Below are 13,549 nucleotides of genomic sequence, written 5' to 3'. Positions count from 1 at the left end.
GAGGGTCAGTCATGATTCTTATGCACAGGAAGAGCACAAGCCAGACGACAAGAATGACAATAGGAAGTGTTTTGACCAGCGGTCCATATTCAAGTACATCGACATGTTGGGGGGCCTCGTCTTTCTCGGACAAGAGGACATCGGGCATATAATCGCCTTGGCACTGTAACGCCATTGTTATCTTATCAGTTTTCCTGATTACTGAGAGGGGTTTGCGGCAGCCCGCTGCCCTTCTGATTGATTCTCAGCCAGTCGCCGGAGTTCAAATCCCGGCGGAATTGTCAGATGAAAAAGACTCAAAGGGGTTTGGGGGGACGGACGAGACTTTTTGTTGAGCGTTTCCAGCATCTTTTGGTTTGCTGTTCTTGCCAGACCAACACGTATTTGTAAGCGATTGCCATAGTCCTTTCAGAAAGAGACCCGAACGAGCATGGCCAGCATGGCCAGCATGCTCAGTGAGGGCCGAAGAGGCGGACTAAGATGGAAGGAATCAAGGTCAGATTCAGACTGAAAGTCCTAACTGACGACCAGGTCGACGACATACACGACGCTTCGCTCAAGATCCTGGAAAGGACCGGCGTCAGGTTCGACAGCGAGGACTCACAGAAGAGGCTTCTGAAGGCTGGAGCCGTACGGCACCCGACGAGGAAGAATGTGCTAGCATTCCCTAGGAGCATGACGGAAGAGGCGATTAAACACATCATGCCCTACGGCAAGAACTGCGCAAGAGACCCGAAGAACGACATGCACTTCGATGGCGAGCACATGTACGCGCACGCCCTTGGTGGCAACCCGAGCATGATGGACCTCGAGACAGGCGAGATGAGGATGTCCACTCTGAAGGACGTCGAGGACGCCACCAGGCTGATGGATGCACTAGAGTTCTGCCACTCCATTTCGAACCTGGTGGTCGCGACCGATGTCCCTCCCGAGCTGCTCGTGATCAAGACGCAGGAAGCGATGATGAAGAACTCGAGCAAGTGCATTTCCGGTTATGCGCTCAATGTCGAAAGCGTCGATATTCTAGCGAAGATGTGGGCATGTGTCACCGGCGGCCTGGAGGAGCTCAGGAAGAGGCCTCTGCTCGATGTCTACGGCTCACCGAGCAGCCCGCTTACCTACGATGCACATGCTGCAGATGTCATTGTCAGAGGGGCCGAGTACGGAGTATCAGTGGACCTCGTCCCATGCCCCATATGCGGCGGGACGGCACCCATCACGATTGCGGGCGGGCTCGCACAACAGAACGCTGAGCTGCTCGCGGGCGTCATGCTCGTCCACACGGTTACCACGAAGATACCGATACAGTATTCCGGTAGGCTGAGCATGATGGACCTCCGGACGGGCAAGAATGTCTGGGGCATGCCGGAGATGGCGCTTGCGTCCGCGGCCACTGTCCAGATCGCTCACAAGTACAAGATGATAGCCGACGTCTATGGCGTGACGATGGACGGCAACATGCTCGACATACAGGCAGGAATAGAGCGCGCGGAGACGGCAATGATCCCCGCGATGGCGGGGGCAGACAACCTGTCCGGCATCGGTGGGGCGTGGGAGAACGCCGCGAGCTATCAGATGCTTGTCGTGGACAACGAGATTTACGCCGATGTTTTCAGAACCGTGCGCGGGTTCGATGTCAACACCGACACACTGGCCATCGACCTCATCGACAAGGTCGGCCACATGGGCAACTTCCTCGCCCAGCCGCACACCATGAAATACCTTAGGCAGGGAGAGATCAGGAACTCGCAGCTCTACGACAAGAGGACCGCTGAGAAGGCCAAGAAGGACGGTGTGAGACCGCTTCAAGATGTTGCGAAGGATGTTGTGAAGAAGATCCTTAGGGAGCACGTGCCCATGCCTTTGGACAGGGATGTGGAGAAGGACCTGTCAAAGATCGTCAAGGATGCGGAGAAGACGCTGATGGGAAGGCGCTGAACTAGCTCACCGACGCTTTCTCCATGAAGCAGAACCGAACACGGCGATCATCGCTGATGACACGGCCAACAAAAACACGATGGGGTGGCCGAACTCGGGGACTTCGGTCGCGAGGCGCACGTTGATCTCCTGGTGGGGGTAGTTGTGTGCGTCTGTGGAGTTCGTCGCGGTTTCAGAGCCGTTGGACGCAGACACCTCGATGGTGTTTCCAGCATTCCAATCACCCTGGTCGAATGTGACCATGTAGAAGCCGAACTTGTCCGTGATCGCATACTGGACCGCTCTGATGTGATTGCCAGCCTTGACCACAACTATGACGTTGGACGCATAGAGAGGGTTCCCGCCGGAGTCCTGGACGTGTCCCCTGATGGTCTTCGGACGGGTGACGGTGATCGTCCAGGTGACGGTTTCTGTGCTGTTCTCGTCGGAGACCGTGAGCTCAGCGGTGAAGGTGCCCTCGGAGGTCGGAAAGCCGCTAATGAGGCAGTTCCCATCGCCACTCCACTGAATCGAGAGCCAGGGGGCGTCGGTTGAGAGGATCCACGAGGACGAACCAGAGTCTGCGAGGGTAGAGGAGAAGTTGGTCGAATACTCAGAATATGCGATGGCCCGAGCGTCAGGCTCTGTGAGTATCCTCGGATTCGTCAAGTGGCGGACTGTTATCTTCAGCTCCGAGGAGGCGTTCCAGAAGTACGACACGTATAGAGTCGTCCCGCGGATGTCGTATCCAACGTCCATTATCCTCTTCCCAGCAAGATCTTGAAGCGTTCCGGTGGACATCTTGAGGTTCCATGAGGAGTCCGCAATCTCGATGTCCTCTACCAGCTCGTCCGTGATGTCGACAGCAACGGTCACAGGTACCCTCCAGTAGCCGCTCGCAGTCGGGTCCTGCCTGGAGATGTCGTACATCCACACGGAAGAGGTGGAACGGCTATCGAGGTCGATGTCGGTGCTTAATCTGCCGTATATGTAGCTGGCCACCTCTCCGTCGGTGGCCTTCCAGTTTTCGTAGGACGAATTCGTCTTGTTGTCCACGATCCAGTACAGGAGCGATGCGTTCAGGATTATCCCGTGGTTGTACACCCGCAGGACGCCACCGTTGTTCGCCGCGTTGAACGCCGTGAGCCATTGGTGGGTCCCGCTGTGGTCGGTGTTGACGGACCTCCACATATCCATCATATCCATGCGTGAGTGCGGGTCCCAGGAAGCCCAGCTGGGTATGCCCGTGAACAGCGGAGCGTACATCCAATAGCTGCCTATGAGCGAGCTGTTGCCGGCAAGGTAGTACTGGGAGCTGATACCCATGAGCCTCGTGCCACTCAGGTAGTGGGCGAACATCTGTTCCCATGAGGCAGAGTTGCCGGGATTGGCGATCGATATGTATGTGTCTCCCTTGCCAACGTATCTGGGGTCGTCCCACCTGCTGGCGAACCAGTATCTGTCCTCGAATGTCGAGTGGCAGATACCAGCGCTGGTGACCGCCTCGTCCCAGAACTTTTGCCCCCAATTTGCAAAATCGTGAGGGTAGTGCATGGCAATCTCGGACTGCGTGGCCAGAAGCTCCGTGGAGTTTCCTTGGAAAGTTGAGAAGATGTATGCCGTCTTGGGGTGATCAAAGTCCTGGAACATGCTGATAGCTGTGTCGGGGCCGTACGAATCGTCCCTCCCTAGCACGCTGACCCAGTCCCAGCCGTTCCACCACTTCGGGATGCTCACCCTCGAGACATTGCTGGGGGTCGTGCTGACCTTCGCCCTGTCGTTGACAACAACGCCATCCACTGTGACCGTGTAGTTGAAGCCGATGTCCCAGTCGACCTGTCTGTCGATGCCGATCTCATATCTGTCGGAGGTCCAGTTGTAGAATCCCGGTTCGCCCTCGATCGACACAGCGGCGTCCGTAACCCGGTTGCCGTCTATGTCCTTTATCTCGAGCCAGAGCGGAGCCTCCTCTGACACGAACTCGTAGACCGGTTCTATGACGGGGTATCGCGACTCAAGAGACCTGAACATCACGTTGTCGATTATCCATCCGCTGGCAACGAAGTACGCTGCCACCCGTCCATCTAGGACATAGATATCGAACCTCAGGCTAGGGTCATTTGCTCCCTCGATGGTCGGAATGGTGAGATTGCCCAAGTAGACTACGCCCGATCCTGAGTTCCTCACAAGCACCTGGACTTCTGGAGAATTGTTCGCATGCGCAAAGGACACAACGTACCTGTCCGGCTTGGCGCCGTACATCGGGTAATCGTGCGTGAGAGCGGGGAGCATGTCCCTCGCAACAACCGTCCACGAGGAATCTGATGCGTTGAAGATCCTGATCGACTCATTGTCCGGATGTCCAGTCACAAGCTCCACGCCAGCCAAGGCCGTCCCAGAGCTGTTTGTCAGATAGACCGTGAGTCCCTGCCTCCCTGAGACATTCTCAATATGGTTTGCGAGGTAGGCGGAGTCTTCGACCGGCCGAGTGATCTCAGCGGATATGTTCCAGTCGTTGCCCCTCTCGGCCGGACCGGACGGGGTGTAGGTCGCAACCGTGCCTGTGACTGCATCGCCAAAGAGGCTCATGCCTTCTCTGGTCATGACAAACAACCAGCCGTCTAGCACGACTGATTCCGTGGATGATTGAGCGCTCAGGTTGAAGTCACCGAACAATACAGGCCCGTGTGTGCCTGTGAGGACACCACTGAATGTCTCAGAAATGCCCCAGAAGCCCGGGCCGGAGGCGGCCACGACGCCGCTAAGAGCTGGGCCCACGGGCGAAACAGGCATGATGACGACGAAAGCCAGGAGGACGGACAAGGAAGCAGCTGCTATCGATCGGAGTCCTATCACACTACTCATCTCTGTGCTGGCATATGTTCTCTCGTCTTGGTTTGGTGCACGACTCAGTGCCAAAAGGCTCGAGCGTCCAGTCCAATATCCCTCCCAGGCGGGATCATGTTCTGGCCTGGGAGATAGAGGCGATTATGCCAGGTGCGCTATATAAACTTTCGACAATGATGGCACGGAGTCAGACCTTCTGGCTAGGAATCGCTGTGCCTGCATGAGCTTCCGTCAAGGACGGGGCCGTAGATGGCCCATGAAGACAGTAGGATTACTTCCTTGGCTTGACAGCGGATATCTTATAGCTGGCGACCAGCTGCGAGAGGTCGATCCCTGCAACCTTCGCGTATGCTTCGGACTCCGAGCCCTTGATGTAATCGGAGAGCTGTTCATGAGTGTATACTGCCCTCTCCTCGACCCTGATCTTTTCGAATCCCGCATCGGACATCGCCCTCATGTACTCCTTCTCGGAGATAGCGCCGCTGACGCACTCCGACCAAGCCCCCAGGTCGGACTTCATCTGCTCCGGGAGATCTTTCAGAAGCACAATGTCAGATACGGCCAGTTTTCCGCCAGGCTTGAGCACTCTGAACGCTTCTCTGAAGACCTGTCCTTTGTCAGGGGAGAGGTTGATCACGCAGTTGCTGATGATTACGTCGGCAATCCCAGCGTCGAGTGGCATATGTTCTATCTCGCCGAGCCTGAATTCGACATTGTCGTACCCGTTATCATGGGCAGTCTTACGCGCACGCAATATCATCTCATGAGTGGCATCAATACCGAAAACCTTGCCCTTAGGACCCACCCTCTTGGCAGAGAGGAACGCATCGATGCCGCCACCGCTTCCCAGGTCGACCACTGTCATCCCCGGCTTGAGGCCGGCGATCGCGGTAGGATTCCCACAACCGGCGCTTACCGCAACGGCTTCAGCGGGCAATGATATAACATCAGCTGCTGGATACAGATTTCCGCAGCTGCACATCGTGCTTGGAGAAGGTCCGCAACATGAAGTGCCGGAAAGCGCAAGATTGGAATACCTATCCCTAACCGCGCGCCTGACGTCTTCCTCACGGACCTCTGTCTTCTTGCCTGACCTGTGACCCGTATTCTTGGACTTGGGCTTCGCCTTCTTCACCATGCTAGTACCACCTCTGAATCATCACACATGCCTTGATCAGATCTGCCGAATCTTCTCGATTTTCGGCTCCGACCCTCAATGCTGCAATAGATCCTCGGGCAGCGCTTGTGTTCCGCAGGATTGAACTTCTCTGCGCTCAACGCCCTTGCAAGTTGTTCCATCATATCTTTCATCACTCCATACTATTGTATGTCCAATAACCTATATGCATCGCGCCCTATAAGAATGTGTTGGGCACACAATATTGTACACACAATAAATTAAGTACCTTGGAAACGATATCCACAGGCGATGCCAGGCAAGAAGAAGGGATTCGACATAGAGGTGGAGTGTTGCAGGGCCCCGAAGTGCTGCGACATGAGAGGCATGCTGAGCTTCCTGATAATGCACCTGCTTTCCAAGAAGAGGATGTACGGATCGGAGATAGCGGGTGAAATAGCCGCAAGGAAGGGGGACAAACCGAACCCTGGGACGCTCTATCCGACCCTCAAGTACATGGAAAAGAAGGGGTTGATCGAGTCGTCAAAGGAAAGGAACACGAAGGTGTACAGGCTGACTCCAGCTGGAAGGGAGGGGCTGCTGAAGGCCAAGGAGTTTTTCATACAGGCTTACGGTGACATTCTCCTGGAGGCGATGTGACGGGCCTCATGCTCTCGGCGGCAGAGAGGGAGAGCATCGCGCACAGGTTGGCGCAGAGCATGAAGGACGAGTTGACGCTCCTGCTTTTCGTAGACGGAGCGACTTTTGTTTCAGAAGAACTGAAAGAGTTCGGAAACATGATGGCTAGTCTCAGCCAGAAAATCAAAGCAGACATCCAAACGGCGGATGGAGGCAAGAACGAGAAGATGAGGCAGCTCCACATCGAGAACTGGCCCTGCATGGTTTTGGTCAAGAACGATTTCTCCAGGATCAGATACTACGGCATCCCTCTCGGCTACGAGCTACCTCCTCTGGTAGATGCGATAGTTGAGCTTTCGTCGTCCAAGGCACCTCTCTCCCCGATCGCAAGGACCGCGCTCTCGACGGTCAGGAGAAGGGCGAACATCAAACTCTTCGTGCTCCAGACATGCCATTTCTGTCCCACCGTCGCGAGGCACTCGTACAGGGCGGCCATAGAATCCAAGAACGTCACCGCCGAGATCATCGATTCTTCGCTCTTCCCAGACCTGGCGACCAGACATTCGGTGATGGGCGTCCCGAAGATCATATTGAACGACAACATGGACATTACCGGCGCGATGGCCGAGGCGGATTTCTTCGAGAAACTAAGAGATTCTGACCATTCCCTAATCGACAGTATGTACGGGTAACGTACCCGGCCAGTATGGCAAACCCTCGAGACGCATAGACTTATTATCGATGAGGAGATTCTCGAACCGGTGGCCGACGGAGACACATTTGGCTTCGATTGCGCGCGCATGTCGGCTACGAACCTGCAAGGAGTAACAAGGCAATGCCAGGAACGAGGATCAGGGCGCCTGAGGAAATCGAGGCGTCATTGAGAGCGATTAGGGGAGAAGTGGGCAAGACGGTCGTGGGTTACCACGAGCAGATTGAGGATTTCATGATATGCCTATTGACACAAGGCCACCTTCTCATAGAGGGAGTCCCCGGGGTCGCGAAAACCACGCTGGCAAAGGCTTTTGCGTCCGTCTGCGGCCTCTCGTACAGGAGGATACAATTCACGCAGGACCTCCTACCAGCGGACATAACCGGACATTATTTCTACAACCAGCGGTCCACCGAGTTCGAGGTCAGGAAAGGCCCATTGTTCGCCGACCTTGTCCTCGCAGACGAGATCAACAGAGCCCCTCCGAAGACGCAGTCAGCGCTTCTCGAAGCCATGCAGGAGCGCCAGGTGACGATTGAGGGGAACACCTTCGATCTTCCGAACCCGTTCATGGTGCTTGCCACGCTCAACCCCATAGAGACTGAAGGCGTCTACCCTCTCCCCGAGGCCCAGATTGACCGATTCATGATCAAGAGCACCATGGACTACCTAGATCAGAAACAAGAAATCGACATCCTTCGCATGAAGAGTGGACCCGAGATCGAACCGAAAATGGTGCTCGCAAGAGATGCGGCTCTATCCATGAGAGACGAAGTTGTAGATATCCATGCGCATCCGAGCATACTCGAGTACATCGAGAACCTCACAAGAGCGACTCGAGCGGTCGACGAGCTCGACCTCGGTCTCAGCCCGAGAGGCGCAATACATCTTCTCCAGACGTCGAAAGCGCATGCCTATCTGGGCGGGCGCACATACGTCATTCCAGACGATGCAAAGACGATGGCTCACAAGGTAATAGACCACAGACTTTTTCTCTCTCCAGAAGCGGAGCTCGGCGGCATGACCCGTTCTGGGATTACTGACTCGATACTTTCCTCAGTCGCCGTCCCAAAGGGTGAGTTCAGGAGCGGCGAAGAAAGGAAAGAGTGAGTGGCTTGCGCTCAACTTCTCTGGGAACCGCAATTCTGTCGTTCACAATAGTGTTTGCATTTGCCGGAATCCTGTTCTCGAATCTATCATGGACCGTACTAAGCGTGACGTTCGCCAGCGCCTATGTCTACGCATATCTCAGGTTCGTCTCCGAGCTGCAGCGAACGGACCTGCGTATCGAAAGGAGAGCGCTCGAGGAGGTCTCCTTCGCACAAGAGCCGACGAGCATCTCTGTCGAGATCCTCAACAAGGACCCCATCACGGTGAGAGGGACATTCGAGGACATTCTCCCGGAGAACTGCGAGCTCTCGGCTGGCTCGAACAGATCAATCAGGGCCCTTCCTCCAAAATCGATTCTGAGGCTGTCATACTCCGTAGTCCCGACCAAACGCGGCCCCCTCATCATACCTGGGATGAAGATAGCGCGTAGCGGCTCCTTGGGACTCTTTGACGAGGAGCAGATCATCGAGCACCCAACAGTAATAAACGTTCATACCGAGAAAGGAAGCTTTGACACTGCGCGCAGAATGGCAGGCAGGGAACACCTCGAGTTCTCTGGCATGGGAAGAAACCCTGCGGTTGTGCTCAGAGAATTCGAATTCGACGGAATCAGAGAGTATGTCCCAGGAGACCGAGCCAGAGACATCCTCTGGAAGTTGTTCCCCAAACTGAACAAACTCATGACCAAGACCTACAGAAAAGAGGGGTCGCTTCAAACGATAGTATTTGTGGATTGCAGCAGGAGCATGCGGCTGAAAAGGAGCAAGGTCGCGAAGATCGACCACGCAGTCGACCTGTCTATGCAGATATCGAACGTCCTTCTCAGCAGCTTCTATCCTGCGGGCGTCGCACTCTTTGACGAAATCAATGTCCTGAACAAAGCCTCACCTGCGCTCGGCAGGCACCAGTTCAAGATGATCGTCAAGGTCCTGAGAGAGGCCCCTTCGTCAATGGAGGAGAGCAAAGGAGGGATTGTCCGGACAGAGGAGAGGGAACCGAACAAGACACCAGAACCCAAGAAGACATCGCTCAAGGCCACGGCCGAGGGAAAGGAGTTCCTGTCGACTCTGGACAGAATTGCGACAAAGGGGGCACGCCCCGCGCTAGGGATAGGCCTCGAAGGCGGGATAAAGGAGATAGTCGCTCGCAACAGAGGCCGGGAACAGCTGTTCATAATCATTTCAGACCTGGTCTCGACACGCGATGCCGTCATCGCAGGGGCGAAACTCTGCAAGAGCACGGGCAACAAGATGCTCGTGATTCACACATATGATGACTGGTACCGAAATGCTGAGGGGATGCCGGACATGCCAGAGGTTGAACGGCTCTACGGTGACCTATCAGATACTCTGAGAATCGAGGCGACCTTCAGAGGATTGGGAGTGTCCTACATCAGGATCGGCCCCGCTGACACCGCAACGAGAATCGTGAGGGCCATAAGGAGGGGAAGAACGTGATAGCATTCTCCAGAAGAGTCCGGTTGATCCTAGTAGTAGTCGCCTCGATCGATCTAGCAGTCTTCTCCGAGCACAGCTTCCTGGTCGTTCTGGCTCAAGCGATGGGCACTGTTCTCATACTCCTCGGTCTGCAGTCCACCTACAGACCTTCTGCGCTCGTCGGGTTGTTGTTGACAGCGACCGCATCTGCATCGGCGATAGATCTTCCAAGCCTTCTCGAAGTTGGCCAGATCATCACTGCGATCGGGTCTCTGGCGATCCCGATGTTTGTGCTCACCTGGCTGGCATTGTCTGCAGAGGAAGGAGAGTCCACGGATGTCATCTTGTTGAAGAGACCAGCGATAGTCGCGCTCACATTCGCCCTCATTTGTTTGTTCTCCGCTCCGGCCGTGATCCTAGTGATGAGCCTGCTTGCGCCAACGACAGCAATGCGACTAACCCCTATGACTGAGATTTCTATCATGCTCATAGTCACCGTTGTTGGGGCGATTGCACTGACTCGGCGAGTGCCTGAGACCGCCAGGATTCCGGAGTCTCGAGAACAGACGCAAGGATAGGCACGGTCTCCTGCTAGATCTGGGCGAACATCAGCCTGTTCGGACATCCCAAGAATAGCACTGCTCAATGATTATATATCGGTTAGAGCCTGAGCGGCAATCGTGAGAACCCCGAAGGAATGGCCTCTCCTCCTCGGCTGTATCCTGATTGCGGCCGCTCTATACAACCACTACATGGGGCACTCGGCATATTCCGTGGAACTTGTCTTCATCGCTTCTGGATCCATCCTTGCGCTCTATTCCCTAGCGTACGTTCGCAGGGAAGCAAAGGAACCCGGCAGCGGCATGCTCGTGGACCTGCTCTCCAAGGTCATCACGCAGGAACATATCGCACTCCTGATCCCACTTGCGGGCTTCCTTTTGGTAGCAATCTGGTCCGGGTGGAAACTCCTCGTAAGTGGCCAAGCGGACTTGAGAATTGAAGATTTCGTCGTGACGCTGTTTGGAACCTCTCTAGTCCTCTACAATGCAGGGCCGTCGAAGTACGCAATGCAGAAGGATTTTGTGGTCCTGTATCTCATGTTTCTCACGATCGTGTTCGCCGTGATATGGAAGACATACACGATCGTCAGTGGGGATTCGTACTACAGGATCAACGCCTATTCCGAATACTACTTCATAACCATTCCAGTCGTGTCCCTTTTGCGTATGTTTGGGGCAGATGTGAGCTCGGAACTCGAGGCCAGCAGCCACGGTATCTCAAACTACATAACGTTCGAATACGAAGGACGGCACATCCTTCTGGGGATAGGCGAAGGATGCAGCGGACTATACTCAGTCGGTCTTTTCTTCTCCGCATTCCTAGCGTTTGTCCTGGTCCGGTACAGGAAGGTGGACCCGTGGATCCTCGCGGCACTAGGTCTAGGATTCATAGTCACTTGGGCCTCCAACATCTTTAGGATGGTGATTACTATTATGATTGGCTCAGCTTACGGCGCACCTGCCCTGGCATTCTTCCATGCCTACATTGGCATCATTGTCTTCGTGGTGTTTGTCACCATTTTCTGGATGCTGATAGTGAGGTGGCTTGACCGAGTCGAAGGACCGACGAAGCCCCGGACAGAGGAAGACATAGTGACAGAAGCTCAAGAACCGAAGGCAACCGACTAGGTGGTTGCGTCCTCTAGTGCACAAGCGAATTCCTTTGGCTCTCTGAATGTCTCTTGGTCCGGACATCCAAGTAGTCGACATAGCGGGCGAGATCGAGCGTCAGATCCCTCACATCGTCTGAGAAGACAGAGTGCTTGAGGCTAGGCATGATCAGCTCTCGTTCGATGAGCGCACCATAGTCCTCATCGTCCTGTGTCTCCCCATCGCTGGCCACAGCCTTGATTGGCCTAGCGGGGATTGCGTCCAGAAGAGATGGCATGGCTCGTCCCTCGGAATGCCGTGCAACCTCGGATGTCTTGTTGGCAACAGCTGCCGGAATTGGCTTCGAATCCACAAAGGCCGGTCTAGCACTTGCGGCTGCAGCATATGATGTGATCTCAACCTTGGGTGAGGACCGGCGCACAGATGCTTCAACGATCTCTGAAGGTCTGGGCCTCACATAGCTGTCCGTCACACCAGCGTCCTCAGACGATCTCCTGTGCCTCCTGTAGATGCTAGCCCCAAGGACCAGCATTCCAATGAGGATCCCAGCTATGATCATTCCTTCAAGAGTCGTGAGCCATGAGACAAATGGGAACTGCCCCAGCCCTGAATTCGGGTTGTCTCCCGACGAGGGAGGGACCTCGTCGTCCGATGATGTCGAGGTCACCACCAGCTTGACGTGCTCGCTCTCTGCCCAGTTCCCGACAGAGTCATAAGCGCGGATGTACACAACCATGTCGTTCCAAGTCGAGATTGTGGTAGCGATCTGGACCTTGAAGGCCGAGCCAGTATCGTACATCGGCACACTGCCAAAGCCCCCATCCTTGAGCTCGTAGTAGAGGTCCGCGCGTGCCACCTTGAAGTCGTCAGTTATGTTAGCTGACAGATCGAACGAGGAACCTGCAGATACAGAAATCGGGAAAGCCGTTACGATGATAGGAGGCGCGGTGTCTATGAAGAAGCTCTTGTTGCTCCAGTTCCACCTGCCCGAATAGTCCGTCGCGACAACCTTCAGAGCATGCCAGCCAGATGAGAGAGCGCTAGTGTCTATGGTGTATGGAGCCTGCAGAACATTCTGCTGGCCGGAGTCGAAAAACCACTTGACATTGGATAGGAACACGTCATGGGCATCGACAGTCAGCACCTGGCCAGAACGGATAGCGTGGCCATCGACAAGCCCCGTAACTTCCAAGAATGGATCGGAAGAGTCCATTGCGAAGACGAAACTGTCCGCCTTCTCGTTCCCGGCCTTGTCCAGAGCACTCACGTACACGGTGAAATAGCCGTCTCCTGGGCTGTCGGTCAAGGGTATCGAAACATCAAAGGACGAGCTAGTTCGAATCTGACCCCAGAGGCTCCATGTCACGCTGTTGAAGTTCTCATCGATGATTCTGATCGACAAATTGTCAGAAGGAGATACGAACGAGTGGTTCGCCGGAGACGTCAGCGAGATGATGGGGTTAGTATCGTCGATCGCGAGAGATGCTTCCATCTGGTCCCAGCCGCCGAAGGCATCCGTAGAGTTGATGGTTATGACATGCGGGCCCTCGATCCAGCCAGACGTGGAGATCGTTGTCGAGGCCTCGAGCGAATGCCATGTTCCGTACTCCGCCCAGCGGCTAGTGTATGTCTCCAGGGACAGGACAGAGAACTTTATCTGCACTCCGGAATGAACAACGGCGCCATTGCTCGGACTAACCAGGCTCAATACTAGTGTGCTCTCGACTATCTCGAAATGGGTGCCGTCCGAGGCACTGTGTCCTACGAGATCTGTGGCCTCGATGACAACGCCATGGTTGCCGACGAGCCACCCGGTCATATCGATGGCGTACGGGCTCGCTAAAGCCTGAGGCGTTCCGTTGTCAAGAGAGTATGTCACTTGGTCCAGGTGGTCGTCCGATACATCTGCAGTAATTGTCCATCCCCGAGGCACTGCTGAACCCGGGGTCGGGTACAGTATATTGACGACGGGACTGGTCCTGTCGATATGGAATATGAACCAGTTAGTTGTGATCACCAGTTCATCATCGGTTGCCGTGATCTCAAGCCGGTGGTCCCCTTCGGCCCACACGGCGGTATCGACGTCCCAAGGCGACGGAAG

General features: G+C 55.1%; 10 protein-coding genes. 7 read left to right on the top strand and 3 right to left on the bottom strand.

Annotation, left to right across the window (positions count from 1 at the left end; genetic code table 11):
* Positions 1–480 precede the first annotated feature (480 nt).
* Positions 481–1,938: a trimethylamine methyltransferase family protein gene (locus KJ653_05300; GenBank protein ID MBU0685248.1), complete on the top strand. Its 1,458-nt coding sequence runs from the start codon at positions 481–483 to the stop codon at positions 1,936–1,938.
* Positions 1,939–1,944: 6 nt separating this feature from the next.
* Here KJ653_05300 and KJ653_05295 read toward each other — a convergent pair whose 3' ends face one another.
* Both KJ653_05295 and arsM read right to left on the bottom strand, forming a co-directional pair.
* A complete protein-coding gene (locus tag KJ653_05295) occupies positions 1,945–4,782 on the bottom strand; it encodes a hypothetical protein (GenBank protein ID MBU0685247.1) in 2,838 nt (945 codons plus the stop codon).
* A gap of 253 nt (positions 4,783–5,035) precedes the next feature.
* The gene (gene arsM / locus KJ653_05290) at positions 5,036–5,902 is read right to left on the bottom strand and encodes an arsenite methyltransferase (GenBank protein ID MBU0685246.1); all 867 of its coding nucleotides are present in this window, start codon (positions 5,900–5,902) and stop codon (positions 5,036–5,038) included.
* Positions 5,903–6,193: 291 nt separating this feature from the next.
* Between arsM and KJ653_05285 the strand changes: the two genes are divergently transcribed.
* The 6 genes from KJ653_05285 (at position 6,194) to KJ653_05260 (ending at position 11,466) form a co-directional block, all read left to right on the top strand.
* Positions 6,194–6,541, top strand: coding sequence for a PadR family transcriptional regulator (locus tag KJ653_05285; GenBank protein MBU0685245.1), 348 nt, complete (start codon positions 6,194–6,196; stop codon positions 6,539–6,541).
* An 8-nt stretch (positions 6,542–6,549) separates the two neighbouring features.
* On the top strand, positions 6,550–7,212 hold the full coding sequence (locus tag KJ653_05280; protein MBU0685244.1) for a thioredoxin family protein: 663 nt from the start codon (positions 6,550–6,552) through the stop codon (positions 7,210–7,212).
* A 143-nt stretch (positions 7,213–7,355) separates the two neighbouring features.
* A complete protein-coding gene (locus KJ653_05275) occupies positions 7,356–8,342 on the top strand; it encodes a MoxR family ATPase (GenBank protein ID MBU0685243.1) in 987 nt (328 codons plus the stop codon).
* Between the two features lie 104 nt (positions 8,343–8,446).
* Positions 8,447–9,799, top strand: coding sequence for a DUF58 domain-containing protein (locus KJ653_05270; protein ID MBU0685242.1), 1,353 nt, complete (start codon positions 8,447–8,449; stop codon positions 9,797–9,799).
* The gene (locus tag KJ653_05265; GenBank protein MBU0685241.1) at positions 9,796–10,356 is read left to right on the top strand and encodes a hypothetical protein; all 561 of its coding nucleotides are present in this window, start codon (positions 9,796–9,798) and stop codon (positions 10,354–10,356) included. The genes KJ653_05270 and KJ653_05265 overlap by 4 nt, the downstream gene beginning before the upstream one ends.
* A gap of 102 nt (positions 10,357–10,458) precedes the next feature.
* Positions 10,459–11,466 carry an exosortase/archaeosortase family protein gene (locus KJ653_05260; protein MBU0685240.1) on the top strand — a complete coding sequence of 336 codons (1,008 nt, stop codon included), beginning with the start codon at positions 10,459–10,461 and terminating at the stop codon, positions 11,464–11,466.
* Between the two features lie 13 nt (positions 11,467–11,479).
* On the opposite strand, the gene KJ653_05255 is transcribed toward KJ653_05260, so the two are convergent.
* The coding region (locus tag KJ653_05255) for a hypothetical protein (GenBank protein ID MBU0685239.1) at positions 11,480–13,549 on the bottom strand (2,070 nt) is incomplete at its 5' end.

The organism is Candidatus Thermoplasmatota archaeon (assembly GCA_018814355.1).
In the GTDB taxonomy this organism is placed as follows: Archaea; Thermoplasmatota; Thermoplasmata; order UBA10834; family UBA10834; genus COMBO-56-21.
This window is presented reverse-complemented; position numbering and strand designations above follow the sequence as displayed.